Genomic DNA, 22381 nt, shown 5'->3' on the forward strand with positions numbered 1-22381 from the left:
TAGGTCGCTAGCATGACCCGCATGTCGACTCCGCGTGTTTCCTAGCGACCCACCCTCGCCCAAGGGGACAGGTCTGCCTTCAGGAAGACGCGGAGAGTTTTCATTGATTACACTGTGTAATGTGGATGTGCGTGTCGGCCCACGTCTGCTGCTGTCGGATGTCAACTTCCACATCTCCCCCGGTGACCGGGTCGCCCTCGTCGGGCGCAACGGGGTGGGCAAGACGACGCTCATGCGCACGATGGCGGGTGAACTGCGGCCCGCCGCCGGGACCATCAGGGCGACCGGACCGGTCGGCTACCTGGCACAGGACCCGCGCGGAGCCGACCAGAACCAGACGGTCATGGACCGGGTCCTGGCCGCCCGCGGCCTGGACCGCGTCACAGCCGCGCTGCGCGCCGCGGAGACCGCCATGGCCGAAGCCCGGTCCGACACCGAGCGCGACCGGGCCATGCGCGCCTACACCAGGGCGCAGGACGAGTTCGACGTCCTGGGGGGCTACGCGGCCGAGGCCGTCGCCGCACAGGTGACTGCGGGCGTCGGCCTGCCCGACCGGGTGCTGACGCAGCGGCTCGGCGAACTGTCCGGCGGGCAGCGCAGGCGGGTGGAGTTGGCGAGGATTCTCTTCGCCGAGCAGGACACGCTGCTGCTCGACGAACCGACCAACCACCTCGACGCCGACTCCGTCACCTGGCTGCGCACCTTCCTGTCGGGGTTCTCCGGCGGCCTGCTGATGATCAGTCACGACGCCGATCTCATCGCGGCCGTGGCGAACCGGGTCTTCCATGTCGACGCCGAACGACTGGCGATCGAGGTCTACAACACCGGTTGGCGGCGCTACCGGACCGACCGCGAGGCCGCCGAGCGCAGGAGGGTCAGGGAGCGCGCCAACGCCGAACGCAAGGCCGCGGCGCTGCGCGCGCAGGCGGAGAAGATGCGATCACACGTGGCGACCGCGGTGGCCGCGCGGAACATGGTCCGGCGCGCGGATACCATGCTGCGGGAACTGGAGCCGACCCGCAGGGCCGAACGAGTGGCCCGGGTACGGCTGCCCACCCCGGAGCCCTGCGGGCGCGTCCCGCTGGCGGCGGTCGGCTTGGCCAAGTCGTACGGCGAGCACACGGTCTTCGACGGGATCGACCTGGCCGTCGACCGGGGCAGCCGTCTGGTCGTGGTGGGGCTCAACGGTGCGGGCAAGACCACGCTGCTGCGCGTCCTGGCAGGCGAGGAGCCGCCTGACCGGGGACGGGTGGTGCCGGGACACGGCCTGCGTCTGGGGTACTTCGCCCAGGAGCACGACACGCTCGATCCCGCCGCGACGGTGCTTCAGTCGCTGTCGTCCTCGGCCCCGGGATTGACCGACGGCGAGGTACGGCAGGTGCTCGGCGCGTTCCTGTTCCGAGGCGACGACGCCGACAAGCCCACCGGTGTCCTCTCCGGCGGCGAGAAGACCCGGCTGGCGCTGGCGTGCCTCATCCACTCCGGCGCGAACGTGCTGCTGCTCGACGAACCCACGAACAATCTGGACCCGGTCTCCCGTGACGAGGTCCTGGCCGCCGTGGGCGACTATCCGGGGGCGGTCGTCATGGTCACCCACGACCGGGGCGCGGTGGAGGCGCTCCGCCCCGACCGGGTCCTCTTCCTCCCCGACGGGGAGGAGGACCTGTGGAGCGAGGAGTACGCCGACCTGATCTCCCTGGCCTGATCTGGGACAACGGCACGCCGCCCGCTCCGTCGGGACCTGGCCCCTTGCGAACCCGTACCGGCAGAACGCCATACGGCCATACCCGGTCCTTCCCGGACCGGCCGATTCGCTGAGGGAGCACCATGCACGACCTGAAAGGCCGCACAGCACTGGTCACCGGTTCCTCGCGCGGGATCGGCCGCGGCATCGCCGAGCGGCTGGCGGCGGACGGCGCCCATGTGGCCGTCCACTACGGACACGACGAGCAGGCCGCCCGGAAGGCCGTGGCACATATCCGCGAACGTGGCGGGGAGGCGTTCGCCGTCGGCGCCGACCTGTCGACGGTCGCCGGGGTGGACCGCCTGCTCGCCGAGGCGAGTTCCCGGTTCGCCGACGGCGGCAGGGACAGACTCGACGTGCTGGTCAACAACGCGGGCTTCAGTACGACGTTCTTCGAGGCCACCACACCCGAGATCTTCGACAGGCTGTTCGCGGTGAATGCCCGGGCACCCTTCTTCCTGGTGCAGCGCGCGCTGCCACTGCTCGCCGACGGCGGCAGGGTGGTGTCCGTCTCCTCCGCCGCGGTCCGGGTTGCGGTGGCGGACGTGGCCTACACGATGGCCAAGGCCGCGGTGGTGGCGATGAACCGGACCCTGGCGCACCTGCTGGGTGAGCGTGGCATCACGGTGAACACCGTGGCCCCAGGCGCCGTGGACACCGACCTGACCGCTGCGGAGCGGCGGGAGCAGCCGGAGACCAGGCAGGTCATCATCGACATGACCGCGCTCGGCCGGATCGGCGCCCCCGCCGATGTCGCCGACGTCGTGGCGTTCCTCGCCTCGGATGACGCGAGGTGGGTCACCGGACAGCTCATCGAGGTCAGCGGTGGCCTGTTCCTGGGGCTTCCCCCGGGGCTCGCACACTGACCGCGTCCGCCAACGACAGAGGGGAGGGGTCCGTGTTCCCAGGCCCTGTCCGGGCGACCTTCGACACTGCGACCTCAGCGGCCGCGCCTGGTCGCCCTCGCACTGGGCGCTGCTGTCGGCATGCCCCCGGCTACCGCGGGGAGGCGCCCGCCGGCGTCGCGGGCCCGCCGCACTGGTGGGCCACGGTGTCGGCGCCATCGCGGCGCTGGTCACCGATACCGCCACCGGCAGAAGCCTGTTCGGCGCCCAGCAGATGCGCGAGCACCGCGACTGGTCCGAGCAGGAGTGGGACGCGGAGGTGACCGCGCTCACCGAGTCGGGCCTCCTGGACTCCTCCGGGCGGTTGACCGAGACGGGCAGGCGGCTGCGCTCCCGGATCGAGGACGCGACCGACGCCGCCGCGGCTCCCCCCTACCGATCCTTGGGAGCCGAACGCGCGGAACGGCTCATCGCGCTGTGCAAGCCGCTCCGCGATGCCGTGGTCGCCTCGGGCGACCTGCCTCGCGACGACGCGGCGGGCCGGCCCGCCCACGAGTGAGGTTGCACCCACCACCGTCCACCCGCACCGGTAGTACCCGCCGACCACCGGTGCCTACGTGAGAGGAGCCCCCGCACACCACCCGCCGGCCGTTGCCCACCCACCACCTTCTATGCGCCGTCCCGCCACGGGTCGCGTCCGTACCGCCATCCGGACGTGGCCCGCTCCTCAAGCAGGTCGTCCGCTCCGCGGCAACACCGCGGAGCTCGGCGTCGGGACCGCTCCACCGCCAGGAGCGGCACCCGATGCCGAGCGGTGCGCACCACCTGCGGTCCCCTGCCCCGTCGCGCGACCAATCCCCAGCGGAGCTACCCGACTCACGCAGTGGAAGTGATCCATGGACGTCACCACACTCATCGACACGGTCGCACAGATCAAGAGTGAGGCCGACGAGCTCGCACACCAGGAGATCATCGACAGGCTCTCCGGCCCGCTCGCGGAGTTCACCACCTTGACGGAGAACCAGGACTTCGCCGAGGCGTACAGCCCGAGCGGGAACTACACGCGGCTGCTGCTGAACGACCCGCAGGAGCCCTACCAGATCGTCCTCGTTTTCTGGGGCCCGGGACGGGGGAGCCCGATACACGACCACGACGACACGATCGGCGCGGTCAGCGCGCTCATCGGCGAGGCGAAGGAAATCAAGTACAGCGTCACCCGGTGCGAGGGCGAACACGTCGAAACTCACCCAGGGCAGCGAGTTCATCATCGCGCCCGGCAGGGTCACCCCGATCCTGCCCGAGGACGACAAGCAACTGCACCTGATGGTCAATGAAGAGACGCGCTGGGCGGCCACCGTCCACGTCTACCTCACCGCGATCCACCACTACCGGCAGTACGAGCCCGCACCGGACGGTTCTTTCCACACGGCCGAGACCTCGCTGTGGTTCGACGAGTGTGGAGTCGGGCGCAAGATGACCAGGAGCACCCGTTCCTGACCTCGCCAGGGCACACCTCCCGGCCGCCGGGGCGCGCCACGCCCACCGTGCGCGTCCGGTCCCGTAGAAAAAGGGGGTAACGATGGACATGCTCGACGCCGTGGCCCGCCAGGTCCGCCTGGCGCCGGATGCACCGGCGCTCACCGACCACCGGGGCACCCGGTTGACCTACGCCGAACTCCACTCCGCCGCCCGCGCGGCGGCCGGCGCCCTGATCTCCCTCGGCGTGCGCCCCGGGGACCGCGTCGGGCTGGTGTTGCCCCGCACCGCTGACCTGTTCGTCCTCAAACTCGCCGTGCTGCTCGCGGGTGCCTGCTTCACGCCCTTGGACCAAGCCCAGCCACCGGACCGGCTACGCCTGCTGCTGAGGCGCGCCTCCGTGGCGCTGCTGGTCACCGACGACGACGAACTGGCCGGGGCCGCCGGCGTCCCCGCGGTCCGGCCCGAGGGGCTGACGGCCCGGGAAGGCCCCGCCCCGCGCGATCCGGGTGCCCGGCCGGAGCACCCCGCCTACTGTCTGTTCACCTCGGGATCGACGGGGACGCCGGTGGGCACCCTGATCAGCCGTGCCGCGCTGGACGTCTACGTCGCCGCGTTCGCGCGGCTGGTGGGGGCCTCGCCACAACAGCGCGGAGCGCAGATCGGCTCGCCCGGGTTCGACGTCACCATCGACGACGGTGCGGGAACACCAAGTGCCCACGTCAGACGTTCGTGGAGCAGATATCTGGCCTCACCCGCAGGCATGGCCAGCGCACCGAGCGACTGCGTTCCATCCTGACCGCAGTCGGCCTCGCTCTGGCTGGTCGAGCCGGCGCCCGCCTGGCTGCCGTGCTTGGCATGTCCATCAGCCGGAGTACGGTCTTACGCCTGGTCAAGGCGCTGCCCGAGCCGGAGGTGCCGACGCCTCGGGTGGTCGGCGTCGACGAGTACGCCACCCGTAAGGGCCGCCACTATGGCACTGTCCTGGTGGACGTCGAGACCAGTCGGCCGATTGACCTCCTGCCTGATCGAGAAGCATCGAGCCTGGCCGCCTGGCTCGCCCAGCGGCCAGGGATCGAGGTCGTCTGCCGGGACCGCGCGCTGTTCTTCGCGGAAGGCGCCACTGCCGGGGCACCCCAGGCGACGCAGGTCGCCGACCGCTGGCACTTGTGGCACAACCTCGGGGAAGCCGCTGAGCGGGCGGTCGCCCGCCACCGCCAGTGCCTCCGCGTCCTGGTCCCCGATCGCGAGGCGAAGGCCGAACCACCCGTGCCGCCCGAGCAGAAGGCGGACTCTCCCTGGCGGAGCGAGCGGTTCGCCAACCGCGTCCGAGCCCGGCACGCCACGGTCCACGCGCTGCTGGAAGCCGGCCACAGCCGCCGCTCCATCAGGCGTCAGCTCCAGATGACCCACCGACCGTCAAGAGCCTCGCCGACGCTGCGAAGCCGGAAGACCTCTTTCGCAGTCAGTGGCAGCACAACAGGACCTCCGTCCTCGACGATTACAAGCTCTACCTGGACGAACGCTGGGACGAGGGCTGCACCAACGCCTGGAAACTCTGGGAGGAGATCGTTCCCTTGGGCTATCGCGGCAGCTACGGCCGGGTCAGCGCATACCTGCGAGCGAAGCGCACCTCGCCACGGCCGGTCGCCGCGCAGCAGCCGGCACCCTGTGTGGTGACCAGATGGATCCTCAGCCGACCCGAGACGCTGACCGAGATCGAACAGCTCCGGCTCAAGGCCGTCCTGGCCAACTGCCCCGAACTCGATGCCCTGACCCGTCACGTCCGGTCCTTCGCCCACATGCTCACCGAACGCCAGGGTGAACGACTCCCGCAGTGGCTCGACGCCGTCCGCCAGGACGACCTGCCCAGCCTCCACATTCTCGCGGCCGGAATCGACCGAGATCGCGACGCGGTCATCGCCGGCCTGACGCTGCCCTGCAGCTCCGGAGTCGTCGAAGGCCACGTCAACCGGATCAAGATGCTCAAGCGCCAGATGTTCGGCCGCGCAGGCTTCGACCTCCTGCGCAAACGGGTCCGCTCACCCCGTAGTCATGTTGTCAGTCCCTGATGCGAGGATCCGGGCGACCTTACGCAAGGGAGATCAGCATGGGCACCTGGGATACCGGTCCCTTCGACAACGACACAGCCGCAGACTTCGCCAACGCTCTCGACGACGCCGAGCCCGAGGCGCGCGAAGCCCTGATCCGAGGCGTCCTCATCCGGACGATCGACGCCACCGGCTATCTCACGGAAGCAGAAGAGGCGGTGGCCGCCGCTGCACTCATCGCGGCGCAATGCCCGGGAGGCGAACCCGTCGACAAGTCCTACGGTCCGGAAACACCTATGCCCGTGTTCCCTTCCGACCTTCGGGCACTCGCCGACAAAGCCCTCGCCCGCATCGCCAGCGACGAGGACGGGCCGGCTTCAAACTGGGTCGACCCGGAGGACTGGAAGCAGTGGCGAGCCATACTGACGCGCCTTCGCGCCGTGCTTGCCCCGCCACCCCCTTCAATCGCTGCATTCGATGTCCAGCCATAACGGAGCGTCACTCGGCACGGAACCTGAGCCAGAACCGCTACACGTGAACAAAGCCACCGGAGCGTGCCTGGTCGTCGTCCGGGGTGAGGCTGAAGATCCACAGTCCGAAGGGGATGTCGTTCGTGAACGGCGGGTAGGTCGTACCCGATGCGTACGGGGCTGCCCGGTGCCACGGCTGCTTGCGGCGCCGCAGCGCGACGCCGGGCGGTTCCTCGAGGAGGATGCTGCGGCGGTCGCGCAGTGCGGCGGCGTAGTCGGCCAGGTCGTCCTCGAAGCCGTGGCCTGCAGGGCGTGTCACCTTCCAGCCCCAGTCGGCCGGCGGGCGGCTGGGATCCACTCCTGCGGCTGTCCAGTTTTCCCACCCTGGTCCGGGCACCTGATCCCCCTCCGCGACGGCGCTGGAGATCTGTCTTGGAACATTCTGGAGCGGGCGTGCCTGGCGGAAGCCGGAAGAGCGGCGGCGTCGGGCTGGGCGGGTGGCGGGCCGTCGATGTGCGAGATCGCCCAGAAGTGGGGGATCGTCCAGGGGCCGGATGGCCTCTCGGCCGTCCGGACCCGTCGTGTTGCGCCCGGAGAAGGCCCTGGGTGTCCTTGTCTATGCGGTTGCTGGTGGCTGGCTGCCGCTGTCTGGTGCTGTGGGTGGTAGTGCTCCTGGTGGCGGGTCGGGTGGTGGCTGGGGAGTGGTGGGGGCTGTGGCTTGCCGGTAGCTGATGATGGCTTGGATTCTTTTTTCGGGGTCTGTTATCTGGTCGAGTGTGGCTGCGAATTTCTCGTCGAGGTGTGTTCCTTTTCGCTGTCGGGCGTGTTCGAGGATCAGGCTGGTGAGGGGGACGGCGAGGTATGCCGTGATGACGGTCGCTCCTACGGCCCACCAGGGTGCGCCGCTCAGGGCGCCGGCGAGGACGGCGGGGAGTCCGGCCAGGAGGCCGGTGAGGGGGGCGAGGGGGGACGGGTTCATCGCGTGGATGCCCTTCCAGCACGTGACGGCTGGGCCGCCTCATGCCTGAACGAGCCGTGCGGGGACGGCTGGGACGGGGAGAGGCGGCACAGGTGTGCCGTGGTGTGAGGGCATGCCAAGGGCCGGCGCCGCCGCGGGGCGGGCCGGTGGTGTTTTATGGCAGGCCTGTCAGCCCCTTGGGAGGCGGGTTCGCTGTTCCCGTGGGGTGGTTTCGAGGGGGTGTTCGGCGGTTTTTGCGGGGGAGGTTCTCTTCGGCTTTTTGGGCAGGGTGGGCTACATAGCGAAAATAACAAAAAGAATGCTTATGAAGCCCTTAAGCCGGTTCATTTAACCTTTTCCGCGCCGCCTTTCTCTTGCTCGCTGGCCTCACGCACCGTCCTGCGGGCACACCGGACTTGCTCACCAGTATCGGTCATCTCGGTGCCGTCGGTGGCTTGTTGAGCCAGATCAGCACCAGGAGTTTTCTCCGGCCGCGGCTGGCTGAGGGAGTCGGCCGACTCGGAGTCGGTGGCGCCATGCCGGTCCGAGGGGAACGTTCAGATGCTGATGAGGCCGGCTGTGGTGAGGAGGTGCTGCTGGCCGGGGTGGAGGAGCAGCCAGCCGCGGCGCTGGCTTTGGAGCCAGTGGCGGGCGGTGGGGCGGCGGGGGTGGGTGCGGGCATGGTGGTAGGCGCGTTGCCACAGGATGGGCCAGGGAGGGTTCCACCAGGGGTCGATCGTGGCGAGTGCTTGCTGGGTGGGGGAGGGGCTGCTGCGCTTTTTCGCGAGTTCGCGCTGTCGGTTGAGCCATTCGCCGAGGGGGAAGCCGTCATGGATGGTCTTGATCGGCGGGCAGAGGTGGCCGTGTTCGCTAGCCCAGGTACGGGCGTGCGTGAGGGCTTCGGCGTGGGGCCGGGGGCGGGGGCTGGGAGGCCGCTGTTCGGCTGTCTGGGCGGTGATGCTGATTGCGTTCAGCAGGTGCTGTTGGTCTGGGTGGAGCTGGTCGTACTTCAGGCATGCTCGGGTGATCCAGCCGCCGAGGACGGTGCTCGGTGCGGGGATGCGGGCGGCCGGGGTCGGACGCTTCGCCCGCAGCGATGTGGTCGCGGGCGCGGTAGTAGTTGCGCTGCCAGTGCAGGTCCCACGGTGGGTTCCACCAGGGGTCGATCGCGGTGATTTCGGTCAGATGGGGTGAGGGTGGCATACCGGCTCGGGCGCGTTGTTTGGCTCGGTTGCGCTGGCTGAACAGCCACAAGCCCAGGGGGTGGCCGTCGTGCAGGGTGTCACGGGGAGCTGCGAGGTGGCCGTGTTCAGCGTGCCAGGCCCGGGCGTGTGCAGGGCGGTCTCGAAGCCCGGTCTCAGATCGGGGCGGTGTCCAAGGGCGGCTGCCAGGCTCGCGGGGACACTTCGGGTCGGTGACACGCCGTGTGCGACGTCGACCGGTGGGAGCTGACGGATCTGCGGTTCGCCCGGCCCGGCCGTTTCTGGTCTTCCGTATCCGGGACCGGCCCCGCAGACGGCGTCTTCGGGGCAGGGCGCGTGTATGTCCGTTCCATGCCCTGGACCGCCGCTGCGGTGATGCCAAGGTCGGCGAGGAGTTGCTGCTGCTCGGGGTGGAGCTCGTTGTACGTGCTGCACTGGCACTGCAGCCATCGCGCGGCCAGGGCGTCGTCGAGGTCATTGAAGCCGTTCTCGGCCTGGAGGGGCGGCCAGCTGCGGCGTCTGGGGCCCGGTAGTAGTGACGCTGCCACCTCAGGTGTCAAGGTGGGTTCCACCAGGGATCGATGTCTTTGAGGGCCTGGGCCCGGTCGGCGGGTGTCGATTCCAGGGTGGGTAGTTGGTGTGTTGGGTGTGGTGTGAGCTGCGGGGTTGGGTGTTGGTTGAGAATGGGGTTTGGTGGGGGTGGGGTGGGGCTGGCCTGGGGTTGTGTGGGTTGTAGTGGGAATTGCCGGGGCGTTGTGGGTAGCTTCTGCGTCTAATGGTCCGGGGGTGTGTTTTGGCTGGTCAGTCGTGTTGTGCCTGGTCATAGGCCTGGTTTCGTGTTTGTGGTGTCGGAGCTTTGTAGGGGCCGTCTGGCGTGTGCGGTGGGGAAGGGAATGATGTCGTCGAGGTGTTCCTGATGGAGTCGGGTGGGTCGGGGAGGCTGATGGGGATCTCTGAAAACGACCAGGTGCGCTCCTCGCCCTACTTGATCCCGTTTTCAACGGATAGGGGAAGTTCGGTGAGCGACGCGACGGGTCCAGTTCCCCACGGGCTGATCACTGCCGTTGGCACCCCTCCGTCTGAGGTGGTCGTTCTCCCGGGCGTCTTGGCTGCCCGCAAATCCATAGCGGCCAGGGGGCGAAAACGGTCGCTCGTCTCTGTCACCGGACAGCGCGGCAACCACGGGTGTCCGATTGACTTCTTCTCCGCCTCCGGCGAGAACCCCGGCACGGACCAGGGCGCAGGGCGGATCGCGCTGGGGGCGAGCTGCGCGCTGAGCGGAAACCGCTGCGGTGATGCGGGCATCCGGAGTCGGATGGTGGTATGTCTTCCATGCCTGCCCGCCGCACCCGGTTACCTCGCCCTCATCGTCTTGTTGCCCGTCCCAGCTCGGGGGGCAGACCCGTTCGGCCGCCGAGGAGCGCACCCGGCCCTCAGCATGGTGCAGGGGGTCTGGACTGGGCGCGGCGCATCGAGTTGGTGTCGATCCTGATCGCGTCTTTGGTGGCGGTGGCCGGCCTCTGGTATTCGAGTGTCCAGACGCAGCAGGCCAATGATCAAGCCCGGCAGGAGAGGGCGTTGACGAAAGAGGGGCAGATCACCGACCGCTTCAACGCCGCGGTGGGCAACCTGGGAGACGAGGCCGACGAGGTGCGCCTCGGTGGAATCTTCGCTCTTCGGCGGATTATGGAAGACTCGCCTCGCGATCAGCCAGCCGTTGTGGACGTTCTCTCGGGGTATATCCGCACGCGTGCGCCAGCTGCCGGAGGCGGGACGAAGCGGGACGCTGGCGGCCGGCCCGCCCCCGACGTGCGGGCAGCGTTCGAAACGCTCACCCAACGGAACCCCGTCCATGACAAGTCAGCCCGGGTCGATCTGCGTGATACTCACCTGCGCTACATCGGTGTGCGGCCAGGCCCGGCCGGAGCGGAAGAGACAGGGGCGAACGGGCAGAGGCTGGAGCGCGCCAACCTCTCCGGTGCAGACCTGGCCAACGCACATTTGCCCCGGGCACGTCTTTCGGGAACCCACCTCGTCGGCACCCGACTGGAAGGCGCCGATCTCCGAAGGGCCGACCTGCGCGGCACGGACCTGCGCGGAGCGCAACTCGTCGGCGCCGACCTGAAGGGCGCAGACCTACGGGGCGCCTGGTTGCGAATCGAAGGCAACACCGGCGGCAACGGCAAAAACGACCCTGACACAGATACCCCGGCCTCCGAACAGCCTGCCAAGATCAGCGCGGGCCAACTCCTCGAAACCCAATGGGATCACACCACCCTGCTCCCGTCCGCGCTGAAGGACGACCCCCGTATCCGCAAGCGGCTCTCCCGCATGCACACGGGCACGCGGTGAGAGAGGACCCGTTTCAGCGGACGTAGTCCGTAGCCGGGCCGGGGGCGGAAACGGTCGTCTACGCCCCCTCACGGCGATCCAATGAGCAGAGACGGCGAAACCGGGCATGTCGGCATACCGGTCAATCGGCCCACTCCGCAGTTTCGCCTCCCCGTGCAGCCCCTCCCGCGATGGAGTCCGTTCCATGCCGGGCAGGCGGGAGGAGAAGGCCAGTTCAGCCCTGGGTGTCGACGAAGCTTCGTTCCTACTCGACCGCCGGATCGTCCGAAGGGCGTGGCGCTTCGACAGGATGCAACTCCTCCAACCGCCTGGACGGCCCTGGCGCTGGCTGGCTATCGGGCGGCCCCTCCCTTGTGGCGGCCGTCCGCCAGCCAGCGCGGGTCTGCCTGGGGGAAGCAAGCTGAGCAACTCTGCGACGATACAGATCGAGGGGTGGGAGATTCAGATATCGCCATCAAGGCTGGTAGCTCCTGGCTCAGTGGTCGGTGGGTTGGGGGTTTTTGCCGGTCCAGTACAGGGCTGTGTCGATGTCGCGTGGGGTCCAGCCGTCGGCGGGTGCTCGGCTGTGTTGGAGGAGGCTGTCGAGGAGTTGGATGTAGCGGCTGTAGCGTCCCGGTGTGCGGGTGAGGGTGAGGCCCAGGGTGTCCAGGGCGTGTTGGACACGGCGGTCGTAGACGGCCATCCGTGTGGGGGCTGCTGCTGTCAGGGCGGCTGAGGCGAGGGCGTCGCCGGTACGGAAGCCCGGCAGTTCCCACATGATGCTGCGGCCTTTGCGGGCAGCCTCACTGCGCGGTACCGCGGTGTCCCGGACTGCGGTGACGGCCCGCTTGGTGACCTCGCGCACGTGTGCGTCGGGCAGGGACATGAGCGCCGATACCCACGCGGTCTGTGCGGAGAGCCGTTTCCAGACGACCAGGGCCGCGATGTCCGTCTTCCCGAGGCTGCTGGCGTGCTCGGTTCGTTGCACGACGTCGTGGAACACCTCGTCGTAGTGCGGTGAGACTCCTGCCAGGTAGTCGGCACGGGCGGGGATCAGGACGTCCCACACCTGGCTGCAGACGGCAGCGAACTTATCGTCAGTCGGCGTATCTCTGGTCTTTTTCACGTCCGCATCATGCCGGTGCGGACGGCCGGCGGTGCGGGGCCCTTGCTCTTTTCTTCGGCGAGGTGGTCGAGCTGGATGGCCTTCCAGATGTCTTCTTGGTGATGCGTTCGGTATCCGTCGCAGATGCGGTGATGGCGGCTTGGCGGATGAGGCGGGGAGGCTACCGATGCCGGCCGGCGCCGGTGCGCTGTGGAGGTAGGCGTGGTGGGCGGGGGAAGCGTGCCTAGGGCGGTGGTGCTGGCGATCGAGGGCGTTTTTTCGAGGTCGGTGATGACGTCGGTGAAGGGGTGCCGGTTTGCCGTGGCGGGGCGGGGAGGGGCCGCAGTCGATGGAGGGTTGGCGCGGGCCGGCGGATGTGCGTCCGCGCATGCGCCGCTGAACAGGGTGTGGCCGGTGACGTCGATGCCGGCGTAGACGCAGGTGGCGTGGATGCGTTCGGTGAGGTCTTTGAGCAGGTCGGCGGCTTGGGCGCCGGTGGTGGTGCGGGGGTTGAGGCGGTGGATCTCGTCGATGAGGACGAGTTGGATGCCGGCGGTGTTGTAGGTGTGGCAGACGGCCTCGGTGATCTGGGCCTGGGTCATGCGGGTGGTGGTGGGTATGCCGAGGTAGCGGGCGAATTCGGCGGTGAGGCTCTTCGCGGTGGCGCCGGGTGGGACGAGGACGTAGGCGACCGGCACCTGAGGGTGTGGCCGGGCGGGGTGGGGGTGCGGTGGGTGTGGGCGAGGTGGCAGGTGCGCCCGACGTGGAGCAGGGCGGTGGTTTTGCCTGCGGCTGCGGGGCCGGTGACGATCAGTGAGGGCCGTGCGGTGGTGGTCTGGTGGCGGCCGAGGATCATCAGGGTGCGCACGCTGGTGGCGAGGGTGTCGATGGCGGGGGTGCGGACGGTGACGAACGCGGAGTGGTAGGCGAGGCGTTCCTCCGGGCTGCGGGGCTCTTGGCCGGGCTGGGGCGGTGCGGGCGGCGCCGTGGCGACGAAGTGGTGCCAGCCCGCCAGGTGGTCACGGGCCATGACGCGGTCATCGTGTCCGCTGTGGACTGCCCCGCTCGGCCGACGTCGGGTGTGGTGTTGCTGCCGGGATCGGCGGCTGTGGCGGGCGGGCGGCTGCTCACCATTTCAGGGCCTCTGCGCGCGCGTCGTAGAGACCGAGTCCGGTGTAGGGGACGGCGGGCGAGCCGTCGTCGGCGTCGTCTTCTTCAGCGTCCAGGGCCAGGTCCTGCTCCTCGTCGAAGTCGTCGAGGCTGTCGGTGTCCGTCGCGGGCCCGGTCGGGCCGGCACTGGCCTCTGTTTCGCTCGGGTGGCTGTTTGCGGAGCGCGGTGGGGGCAGGGGTGTTCGGGCGGGCTGGGTGCGGGCCAGGAGGCGTTGTTCGCCTGCGGTGGCGTTGCCGGTGCGGGTGCGGCGCATGAGCTGGTCGAGGGCGTCGGCGAGGTCGGCCTCAAGGCTGTCGGGGTCGGTGTGGCGGGTGACGGTGGTGCGGATGCGTTGCCAGGTCTGTTCGTTGAACGGGCGGTGGACGTGGGCGCGGTGGATCCAGGGGATCTCGGCGAACGTGCCGTCGGACAGGCGCAGCCAGATCTGGCGGGCGTCGTGGGGGTTGGTGTGGACCTCCCATTTCCCGCCGCGGGCGGTGATGGGGGAGGGCTGCCTGCGGTAGGGGGCCAGGAGGTCGCAGTCGTAGGTGCGGCGGTGCAGGCGGATCCCGCGTTCGGTGATGGCCTGCCAGCGCACCGGCAGCAGTTCGAGGTAGTCGTCCCTGGTGAGGGGGACGGGGACGTACCCGGCGACCGAGATGAGGGCGGCCCACACCTGGTTCGGTGTCAGTGCGGCCTTGGGCAGCACGGGATGACGCAGCCCTTGGTGCGGGCGGTGGTGGTAGTGCACGAGCCATTCGTCGAGGAGGTCCTGCAACTGCGCGACGGTGAAACACGCCTCGCGTTCGGCGTCACGCCCGCGGCGGGTGACGTCGGAGCCGGTGTAGCCGGGCAGGTGCTGGCAGAACAGGGTGTTGATCGAGCCGAAGGTCCGCTCGACGATGCCCTTGGCGGTGGGCGCGTAGGCCGGGGCGGGCTGCACGCTGACGCCGAGGGTCTCGCAGGCGGCAGTGAACGCCCTGGAAAGGAATACTTTGCCCCGGTCCACGACGATCGTCTCGGGGATCACGACCGGGCGGGCGGCCGCGTCCTGAAGTCGCTCGTCCAGCGTCAGCAACCGAACCCGGGAAGCAGTTGGCTGTGGGTGAAGCGCAGGGCGTCGGGCCAGGTGGGCTTCGACGGGTGGGGGACGGCCATCTCCGCCAGCAGCAGGGCCGCGTCCACGGCCTGGGTCCCGCCCGGACAGAGCACGGCCGCGAGGATCGCTCGCGTCGCAACGTCTACCGCGATCGTCATCTCAGGCCGGCCCAGGGTGCCGTCGTCGAACAGGGCCAGGACATCGAGCCGGTGGTGTCGATCTGCACCTGCTCTCCGGCCGCAGGGCGACGGTGGGCGTGTGCCCTCGTCCGTCCTCGGTGATGGGCGGGGTGCGCACCGGGTGTGCGGGATGGTCGGCGGGGTCGGCGAGCTGATGGACGAGCCGGTAGAAGGTGGCCTGTGCCGGCATCGCCACCGCGCCGCCGTGCCGGTCCTTAAGGATGTGCGCGACCAGCGGCATCAGCCCTTTGATGGTGCCTTTGGAGCGGCCGCGCTGGCGGCGCAGCGCCTCCTTGACCGCGGCGACGACCCGCTCGTCGGCTCGTCCGGTGGGGCTGGGGCCACGGGTGGTGCGGTGGTCGATGAGCCCCCACAGGCCCTGTTTGCGGTAGGCCAGGCGCATGCGCTGCACCGTCGTACGGGACACCCGGCCGAAGCCGAGCGCTGTCAGCTCTGCTGCTTTGGCCTCTTCCCGTTCGGCCAGCGTGTGCTGCTCGGGGTCGTACTGCTCCCGCACCGGCCCGCCGCTGCCCAGCCCGCCGGGCAACCCGCACTCGACTTCCCGGACGTGGCGCTGCCAGGCCAGCGCCTTCTCCCGTGCCGCGGCCGGGGCCGTCTCGAACAGCCCCCACCGCGGCACCGCCTGAGGCTGCTGCGCCTCTGCCCCCAGGAGGGCGAAGCCTGGATCGGCGAAGAGGTGCCCGGCGAGCACCGCTTCATCACTGCCGTCCTCGCCGGCCAGGTGAACGCACTGCCCGGCCAGGGCAACGACCTGCCACCGCAATCCGCGGAAGCGAACATGAGACCCGACCTCCACCACCGGCCGACCGCTCAGTCGGCTGCTGCTCACACCGCCTCCCCGCACCAGGCGCAAGCCCCGCCGCACCCCTCGCCTGACGCCGGGCACTCGGCCGCGGGGACGCAGCCCTGGCTCTCCCCGCCACGCCCGGCGCCGGCGTCATCGTGCCGGCTTTCGGCCGGCGCTGCGCCACAGGCCTCGCGGAGGGAACCGGGACTGACGATGACCCGTTCGTGCAGCGGCGCCTTGAGTGCTGTCGTCAGCGTGTGGTGCCACAGGGCGTGGAAGACGGCCGGGAGGACCTCGATCGGGTCGCCGGCCGCTTCGGCGCCCTCGATCAGCGGCCGCGGCCGCGAGAAGGCCTCGAGGACTGCGGGCATCAGGCCGGGCCTGCCCTGGTTGCGGGGGTGGCGGTAGCCGGCCAGCCATTTCAGGTTCGCCGCCAGAACTTCGTCCAGCGGCGCCAGGCGCCGGTAGGTCCAGCCAATGTCCGCGCACGCCGCAGCCACCGCATGCGCGGCCTTCAGGGCGCGTTCGCCGCCTATCGGGGTGGCCGGGGCAGTCGGCCAGCAGAGCGGTGCCGTCGGCGTAGCGAGCGAACAACTGCGGCACCCAGGAACGCACCTGGCCCCGACGGTCGCGCCACAGCAGTCGTACCGGTTGTCCGGCCATGCCGGTGACCTGCGGGTAGCGGTCCAGGGCCATCAGCTGCGTACGCATGGCGTTCGATCCGGCGGCCACGTGCCGCCCGGTGGTGGCCGACCACCACAGACCCGGCCCCCACCGCCGTCCCGGGACCACCGGGAACGCCGACACCGGATCGAGGTCTTCGAACGCGACCGCGAGGGCGGCGTCCGCCCACCGCTGCTGCACCGCCCGCCCGACGGGATCGAGGAAGACCGCCTCGAACCCGGCCCCGATGTTCACGTCCACCTGCCTCGGTCTGCTGCCAGACCCGGCCGCCGTACCCTTGCCGCTCACCTGGCCCAGCCAAACCGGCCCGGCTGCCGGCCGGAGCTGTTTCGGCGTTTCGATCACGTGGAGCCGCGTGATGCGGTAACACCGGGCCACCACACCAGCGCCCCAAAGACCTGTCCCGGGCCGCCCAATTCCCGGCGAACCGGCGCCTACTCGTCGCCCGCGCCCTGGTAGGCCTTGAGCGCGTCCGCCAACGGGCCGGGGGACAGCTTCGCCCACTGGGCCACATCCCGCGGCGGCACCCCGGCGTTCACGGCTGCCACGACAGTGTGCTGCAGGGCCTTCTCGAGCAGGGCGGCGCTGTGGCTGAGGATGCGCAGCAGATGCTGGGCCACGTCCGCACTCGAACCGGTCTGCGCCCCGCGCAGCTGGATGAGCTGCTCCTGAGCGCCGTCGACGAGGCTGGTGATCTGGGCGCGCTGCTCGGCGGGCACGGTCGAGCGCCACATCGTCCCCGAGCCCGGCGCTTTCTTCTCCTTGCCCAGCACGCGCAGCTGTCCGGCCATGGTGGAGGGCTGGTTTTCCTGGCGCAGCCACCAGGGATCGTTGTCGTATCCGGGGGGTCCGCCGGTCCCGCGGCAGATGCGGATGATGCTGCCCCTCCAGGAGGTCAGCGGGCCGCCGTAGTCGGTCGCGGCCAGCGGCCCCAGCCACGGGCGGTCCACTCGCTCGCCGAGCCGGCGGCAGAACATCCCGTCGGCGGGCAGCGCCCGCGGCTGTCCGGCGCCGCTGTCGGCCCACGCCAGCTGGGCCATGGCCGGGTCCAGCAGCGCGTCGGCGACGGCCACCACCTCGGGGAAGACGACCGCGTCCCGGCCCACGATCCGCCACTGCTCCAGATCATCCCCGGCGTTGCCGCCCGCGACCTGGTGCAGACGCCGTGGCCAGATCGTCTCCTGCTCCCAGTGAAGGGCGTGCTCCCACCACCGGGCCACCACCGCGTGCGCCAGAGCGAACACGCGCTCTGGCTCCGCGCCGGCCCGCACCGCCCGCCGTGCCACACCGGCACCACCGCCGCTGCGCCGCGGCCACCTCCGGCACACCCCGCACGTCCAGATGCTCAAGAGGCTGGTCGGCGTCCGCGTCCAGGAGCCACCGCCCATGCCGAACACACCCGGGACCAGAGCGGCGCGTACCGCACCATCCGCACTGCCGTCCCCGTACGCCGGGCCGTGCACAGGCGGCAGCCGAATGCCACCGGCCCGGCGACCGCGCCGCCAATCCGCCACGCCGCCGCCGGCACTCCGTCTTCCTCGGCGGGCAGCTTGGAGTCCTCCCGCGCCCAGGACGGCAACGCCCGCGCCAGCACGTCTTCCTTGACGCCGCACAGGCCTGCCAGGCGCTGCCGTCCGGCTGCGTTCAGCAGCACCTCGGCATCTGCTCGCGCACCTCCGCCACCGTGCCCGGGTTGGTAGTTGCGCCAGTGCCAGCAGGACCGCAGCACCTTCGCTTCCAGCCCGTAGCGGCTCGCGATGCGGCAGATCAGTGATGACGTCGTTTCCCCGGAGAGGGGAGCGACACGGAAGATCCCAGGTGCGGGACTGCAGTCGGGGGCAATCCTGTTGGCGTCGGCCACCTCGTCTATCTCTTGCCGGTGGTTTTGAAGCGGAAGCCGAAGAGGCCGCCGGTTTCGTGTTCGTCGGTGAGGCGGGGGCTGCGGATGTAGGGCTCGGGATCGAAGCCGCGCTGTGCTGCCATACTCAGGCTGTCGGTGTTGATCGTGACGATGTACTGCAGGTTCTCTTCCTCGGTGACTTCGGCGGCCAGTTTCAGGCAGCGGCGACTTGCCGGTCGTCGACGCCGTCGTAGAGGTGGCTGTCGTGGATGAGGAAGTCGGGACCACGGCCGTGGCGGTGTGCCAGCACCGCGAGGGTCAGGTCGAAACAGAAGATGACCATATTGCTGATGCCGCGGCTGCCGTCGCTGTCGATGCGCGGGGTGATGGTCAGGCTGTTGCGGCCGGCCTCGATGGCGAGGTAGGCCTCGCGCCCTTCACCGTAGAGGCGCTGGGCGTAGTGAGAGAACAGCAGGATGGCTTCGTCGGTCTGACGGCGGCGCTCCTGGAGATCAGTGTCAACGGCCTGCTGCAGTTCCACACTCTTCGCGGTGATCTGCCGGGCGCTCGCTTCGAGGGTCTGCGCCGCTTCGAAGCGGTGACGCAGCGCCTGGAGAGCGGCCTCTTCACGCCCGAGGGCTGTCTGCAGGGCCGTCAGAGCCTCCAGCGCTCCTCCCTCGGCAAGGTCTCGAAGGAGGCGGGCTTGGTCCTCGCCCAAGCGTGCCCGCTCCGAGCGGCGTGACTGAAGCCGCTCTGTGAGTTCGGCGATCTCTTCTTCCAGGAAGCGTCGGCGGTTGCGGACCACTGAGTGGTGGAACGTCCTCACATCTTCGAACCGTCGGCGGACCTGATCGTTGAGGACGACGCCGAGCTCGCGGTAGACAGGCTCAAGGTAGTCGACTTCGACGTCGGTGGTCTCGGTGACGGCTGCCTGGAGCTCTTCGAGGTTGTGCTGGTCGATCACATCTTCCTGCGCCAGTTGCTTGATGCGCCGGCTGACCTGGTCCGCTCTGTCCTTGAGCCGCTCGTACTCGGGGACGACCTGAAAGGCTGCCACCTGTGCACGGAGCCGTTCCACCTGCGCCTCGGCAAGCGTGATCTGGCCCCTGAGGTCTGCCGTAGACCCCACGATGCGCCCCCACACGGGGTCATCGACCGCTTTCTTCAGCTGGACACGTGTCGCCTTGCGGGCGGCCAGTTGCCTGTACTCGTCGACGAGCTGCCAGTCCAGGCCCAGAAGGTAGGCGAGGTTGGAGGCGGCTTCCGGGGCGGACTGGCGGGAGAAGGTACGGGTCGGCTCGTTGAAGCCGTGCGACGAAATGCGCCGGGCGAGGAAGGACAGCAGTACCCTTCCGCTGACGCCCGGGTGGTCACCGCGCAGATCGAAGAGATCCCGCTCGATCAGCTGTGTCCACCGCTCCACGGGCAGTTCCACAGCACCTGTGCGGGGAAACATGGCACCGTCATCTGTCCCGGTCACGTCCTCGTTGAGTGTCACGAATCCGGCGCGCTGTCCGCTGCGGCGGACAGCAAGCGGACTGCTCAGCCCCGGCCAGTCCATTTCAAGGTTGAACGTGATGTGCCGCAGCGCCTTGTTCAGGGCGAGCGGTATTTGTCGCTCGAGATCCGAGCAAGAAGTGGATCAGCTCGATCAGGCTGGACTTGCCGGCGCTGTTGCGGCTGTCAGTGTCTGCGGACGAGGCGGTGGTGGAGGCGACGATCAGGTTCAGGCCTTCGACGAAGGACACCTCTTTGAAGCGCTCGTCGTCAGCGCTCAAGCGGCGCAGCATGCATGCTCCTTGCAACGAGGATGTCCTGGTCGAGCTCTATGGCGCCCATGCTGTAGAGCACGTCCAGCGCCAGGACGAACCAGCCGAACGATACGGGCGAAGCGTGGCCGTGCTCGGCCCGCCATGTCCTCAGCCGGGCCCACGTCTGACTGACCGACCGCGGTTCGTCCAACTGCAGCAGGACCTGGGCGCCGACGGCCAGCAGGCACCGGTCAGGTGCGATGCCCTTCGTCGGAGTGATCATGCAGATATCCCGATCCCAGGCTGCCAGCCAGTGGGAGGCGCCTCGAAAATGTCGCACCGGCCGAAGAAATGCGCGAGTACAACGAGGGCGGCACGCAGCACCTTCGGCCGCGGCTGTGCGTTGCCCAGCACGTACATCTGGAGCTGCCACAGCACGTCTTCAGGATCGTCCCAGTGCCTGCGAACCTGCTCGTAGTACACGTGGAAGCCCCGCGCGACCTCATCGTGTTCCAGCTCCCGCATAGTGCCCGCGTAGAACGCGTCCACGAGGTGGGCCTGCCGCATCCCGCGGAGCAGGTCCTCGCGTGCTTCGCCTTCGAGCCGGTTGAAGTCCAGTTTCTCGATGCGCACGTCCGGCAGAGGCATGAGCGGGTCAGAGGAGGTTCGGAGTTCCTGAAGCCGCTTCAGAAGAGGCTCAAGACCATCCATCCCGATTCCGAACGTCATCTCCTTGATCGGGATCTCGCACCGGAGGACGTCTTCCGCCGTCACTTGGTCCAGTTGCATGCACTCGTGCCACAAGCGTCGGCTACCCATCTGCTCAAAGTGCAGGTCCGGCCTGCTGGCGGAGGCCTCGGACAGCATTGTTGTCACTTCGGGGTGAACGCCGCGTCGATCGTTATGCACAAACACGAACGTGTCGAACTGCCCACTGCGTTTGGCGAGCGCACCGGTCAGGTCACCGTCGAACTTCTTGCGGATCTTGCTCGGCTTCACCGTCTGCGGGGCATAGCAGGCGTACAGCTTGCGGGAGTGCAGGGTAAGACCATCTGCCGACATATCGCCCAGACTGCCCGCAGTGCGAACATCCAGGAAGTCTGAGTACCTCGAGCACATGAGCCGGTGGAAGAAGTCCTCGAACTCATTCTCGTACAACTCCGCCATGAGTTCCAGGAATGCAACGCGCGTAGGCACGCTGCTCGTACCGCACATACCCCCCTCACCTGCAAGGAGGAAAGAATAACTCTATGTGATCACTCTCGGAAGTCTTACCGTCACACTCCACGCAAGGAGCCTCGTCGGCTGGGGCATCAGGGCGGATATCGACGGTGCTCAGGAGCGCCTGCTGGTGGGGGTGGAGTTGCGGATAGAGGGTGGTCTGTTTGCGGGCCCAGCGCTGTAGTTCGGGCGGGAGGGGCTGGCCTGTGGCGTGGAGGGTGCGGTGTTGGTGGTATTTGCGTTGCCAGGCGAAGGGCCAGGGCGGGTTCCACCAGGGGTCGAGGAGGGTGAGTTCTTGCAGGGTGCGGGCGGACAGGAGGCCTGCGCGGGCTTTGCGTCGCTGCTGGATGAGCCAGCGCCCCAGAGCGAAGCCGTGGCGGCGGGTGTGTTTGGACACGGCGAGGTGCCCGTGTTCGGCGGCGTAGGAGCGGGCGTGGGGGAGGCCTTCGCCCGGTGGGTAGCGGCGTGTCGTCGTAGGAGTCGGCACGGGTTCGGTGGCGGGCGCGGCGCCGAGGCCGGCCAGGAGTTCTTGCTGGTGGGGTGGAGGCTGTCCCACAGCTGTGTCTGGGTGGTGATCCAGCGGCCTTGGGCCGCGGTCAGGTTTCCGCTGGTCGTGGCGGTGCGTGCCCGGTGGTAGGCGCGCTGCCAGGCCAGGGGCCAGGGTGGGTTCCAGTGTGGGTCGAGGGCGTTCAGCGCGGCGATCCGGGCGGGGTCGGTGCGCCCGTCAGCGACGCGGTGTCGTTGGCGTAGGAGCCAGCGCCCCAGAGCGAAGCCGTGGTGGCGGGTCCGTTCGGCCATGGCCAGGTGCCCGTGTTCGGCGGCATAGCTCCGTGCGTGGGCGAGCCCTGTGTCTACGCAGGCGGGGTTTTGGCCGGCGTCGGTCACTGCGCGGGCGACAGCAGAGGTGATGCCGATGTCCGCGAGGAGGTTCTGCTGCTCGGGTTGCAGTACGTCGTGCCGGGCGCACTGACGGCGCAGCCACACTGTCACCTCGTCCTCGTCCCCGCCGTGATGGGCCGGGCACCTTCAGCTGTCCCTTCTGCCATCGCTTACGGGCCTGCTGGTAGCACCGCTGCCAGGGATAAGGCCACGGCGGGTTCCACCAGGGATCGAGTTCGGCCAGCAGCCCGCCACGCGGCCACGCGCCTCCGGTGGTTTGAGCGTGTCGGCGGTCCTGGCGGCGCTGCTCCACCAGCCAGCGGCCCAGGGCAAATCCGTCGTGCACGTACTCCGAGGGCACTGCCAGGTGCCCGTGTGCCGTGGCGAAGGAACGAGCGCTGGCCATGCCGTCCAACGCCCACAGACCGGCGGCAGCAACCTGCTCGTTCACAGCCTGGGACGCCCTGGTCCCGCCCCGCACGTTCGCGGCTTCCTCGGCCGTGATGCCGATGTCGGCCAGCAGGCGCTGCTGGCCGGGGTCCAGACGCCGATAAGCTGCGCATTGTCGCGACAGCCACAGGGCGAGTT

The 22381-nt window shown here is 69.2% G+C and carries 19 protein-coding genes and 7 pseudogenes; 9 read left to right on the top strand and 17 right to left on the bottom strand.

The annotated features are described in order from the left end of the window. The first annotated feature begins 103 nt into the window (after positions 1-103). From N6H00_RS39870 to N6H00_RS39910, 8 genes and pseudogenes are all read left to right on the top strand, one after another. A complete protein-coding gene (locus tag N6H00_RS39870; RefSeq protein WP_268976796.1) occupies positions 104-1705 on the top strand; it encodes an ABC-F family ATP-binding cassette domain-containing protein in 1602 nt (533 codons plus the stop codon). A 122-nt stretch (positions 1706-1827) separates the two neighbouring features. After that, complete coding sequence (locus tag N6H00_RS39875; protein WP_268976797.1) at positions 1828-2610, top strand: SDR family NAD(P)-dependent oxidoreductase; 783 nt, start codon at positions 1828-1830, stop codon at positions 2608-2610. 175 nt (positions 2611-2785) lie between these two features. Further along, positions 2786-3148, top strand: a complete 363-nt coding sequence (locus N6H00_RS39880) for a helix-turn-helix domain-containing protein (RefSeq protein ID WP_268976798.1) — start codon at positions 2786-2788, stop codon at positions 3146-3148. A gap of 337 nt (positions 3149-3485) precedes the next feature. Continuing rightward, on the top strand, positions 3486-3923 hold the full coding sequence (locus N6H00_RS39885; protein WP_268976800.1) for a hypothetical protein: 438 nt from the start codon (positions 3486-3488) through the stop codon (positions 3921-3923). Then, positions 3913-4086, top strand: coding sequence for a hypothetical protein (locus N6H00_RS39890; protein WP_268976801.1), 174 nt, complete (start codon positions 3913-3915; stop codon positions 4084-4086). Before N6H00_RS39885 ends, N6H00_RS39890 begins: the two co-directional genes overlap by 11 nt. 88 nt (positions 4087-4174) lie before the next feature. Next, a pseudogene (locus N6H00_RS39895) lies at positions 4175-4651 on the top strand (AMP-binding protein); the annotation flags it as partial. Between the two features lie 86 nt (positions 4652-4737). Then, positions 4738-6137 (top strand): annotated as a pseudogene (locus tag N6H00_RS39900) (ISL3 family transposase); the annotation flags it as partial. Positions 6138-6175: 38 nt separating this feature from the next. Next, positions 6176-6607: a DUF4259 domain-containing protein gene (locus tag N6H00_RS39910; RefSeq protein WP_268969407.1), complete on the top strand. Its 432-nt coding sequence runs from the start codon at positions 6176-6178 to the stop codon at positions 6605-6607. Between the two features lie 37 nt (positions 6608-6644). Here the strand turns inward: N6H00_RS39910 and N6H00_RS39915 are convergent, their stop codons facing one another. The 3 genes from N6H00_RS39915 to N6H00_RS39925 all read right to left on the bottom strand — a co-directional run bounded on the left by N6H00_RS39915 (position 6645) and on the right by N6H00_RS39925 (position 9224). Next, on the bottom strand, positions 6645-6905 hold the full coding sequence (locus N6H00_RS39915) for a hypothetical protein (RefSeq protein WP_268969406.1): 261 nt from the start codon (positions 6903-6905) through the stop codon (positions 6645-6647). Positions 6906-8101: 1196 nt separating this feature from the next. Then, entirely contained in the window at positions 8102-8521 is a 420-nt protein-coding gene (locus tag N6H00_RS39920; RefSeq protein WP_329618703.1) for a helicase associated domain-containing protein, read from the bottom strand. After that, positions 8415-9224, bottom strand: coding sequence for a helicase associated domain-containing protein (locus N6H00_RS39925; protein ID WP_268976805.1), 810 nt, complete (start codon positions 9222-9224; stop codon positions 8415-8417). The genes N6H00_RS39920 and N6H00_RS39925 overlap by 107 nt, the downstream gene beginning before the upstream one ends. A 1001-nt stretch (positions 9225-10225) precedes the next feature. On the opposite strand from N6H00_RS39925, the gene N6H00_RS39930 reads away from it, so the two are divergent. Continuing rightward, positions 10226-11098 (top strand): pentapeptide repeat-containing protein, encoded by an 873-nt coding sequence (locus tag N6H00_RS39930; protein ID WP_268976806.1) that lies wholly within the window; start codon positions 10226-10228, stop codon positions 11096-11098. A 475-nt stretch (positions 11099-11573) separates the two neighbouring features. Here N6H00_RS39930 and N6H00_RS39935 read toward each other — a convergent pair whose 3' ends face one another. The 14 genes and pseudogenes from N6H00_RS39935 to N6H00_RS40730 form a co-directional block, all read right to left on the bottom strand. After that, positions 11574-12203: a hypothetical protein gene (locus tag N6H00_RS39935; RefSeq protein ID WP_268969404.1), complete on the bottom strand. Its 630-nt coding sequence runs from the start codon at positions 12201-12203 to the stop codon at positions 11574-11576. After that, positions 12200-12880 (bottom strand): TniB family NTP-binding protein, encoded by a 681-nt coding sequence (locus tag N6H00_RS39940; RefSeq protein WP_268976807.1) that lies wholly within the window; start codon positions 12878-12880, stop codon positions 12200-12202. Before N6H00_RS39940 ends, N6H00_RS39935 begins: the two co-directional genes overlap by 4 nt. Then, a complete protein-coding gene (locus N6H00_RS39945; RefSeq protein WP_268976808.1) occupies positions 12781-13212 on the bottom strand; it encodes a hypothetical protein in 432 nt (143 codons plus the stop codon). The genes N6H00_RS39940 and N6H00_RS39945 overlap by 100 nt, the downstream gene beginning before the upstream one ends. A 97-nt stretch (positions 13213-13309) precedes the next feature. Further along, positions 13310-15460 (bottom strand): annotated as a pseudogene (locus N6H00_RS40715) (transposase). Then, positions 15457-16336: pseudogene (locus tag N6H00_RS39955) on the bottom strand (TnsA-like heteromeric transposase endonuclease subunit). The pseudogenes N6H00_RS40715 and N6H00_RS39955 overlap by 4 nt, the downstream one beginning before the upstream one ends. Positions 16337-16536: 200 nt before the next feature. Then, on the bottom strand, positions 16537-17346 hold the full coding sequence (locus N6H00_RS40320; protein WP_329618490.1) for a hypothetical protein: 810 nt from the start codon (positions 17344-17346) through the stop codon (positions 16537-16539). Between the two features lie 101 nt (positions 17347-17447). Then, entirely contained in the window at positions 17448-17963 is a 516-nt protein-coding gene (locus N6H00_RS40325; protein WP_329618489.1) for a hypothetical protein, read from the bottom strand. Positions 17964-17968: 5 nt separating this feature from the next. Then, positions 17969-19503, bottom strand: a pseudogene (locus tag N6H00_RS39970) (ABC-three component system protein). A 1-nt stretch (position 19504) separates the two neighbouring features. After that, entirely contained in the window at positions 19505-19732 is a 228-nt protein-coding gene (locus N6H00_RS39975; RefSeq protein ID WP_268969400.1) for a hypothetical protein, read from the bottom strand. Next, positions 19710-19976, bottom strand: coding sequence for an ABC-three component system middle component 6 (locus N6H00_RS39980; protein ID WP_030405088.1), 267 nt, complete (start codon positions 19974-19976; stop codon positions 19710-19712). Before N6H00_RS39980 ends, N6H00_RS39975 begins: the two co-directional genes overlap by 23 nt. Beyond that, on the bottom strand, positions 19973-20860 hold the full coding sequence (locus tag N6H00_RS39985; protein ID WP_268969399.1) for an ABC-three component system protein: 888 nt from the start codon (positions 20858-20860) through the stop codon (positions 19973-19975). Before N6H00_RS39985 ends, N6H00_RS39980 begins: the two co-directional genes overlap by 4 nt. A 55-nt stretch (positions 20861-20915) precedes the next feature. After that, positions 20916-21470, bottom strand: coding sequence for a Helicase associated domain protein (locus tag N6H00_RS40720; RefSeq protein WP_443073185.1), 555 nt, complete (start codon positions 21468-21470; stop codon positions 20916-20918). A 134-nt stretch (positions 21471-21604) separates the two neighbouring features. Next, positions 21605-21904: pseudogene (locus N6H00_RS40725) on the bottom strand (helicase associated domain-containing protein); the annotation flags it as partial. A gap of 184 nt (positions 21905-22088) precedes the next feature. After that, positions 22089-22199, bottom strand: a pseudogene (locus N6H00_RS40730) (helicase associated domain-containing protein); the annotation flags it as partial. Between the last annotated feature and the right edge of the window lie 182 nt (positions 22200-22381).

It is taken from the genome of Streptomyces sp. S465, from assembly GCF_026898115.1.
Classification (GTDB): Bacteria; Actinomycetota; Actinomycetes; order Streptomycetales; family Streptomycetaceae; genus Streptomyces; species Streptomyces luomodiensis.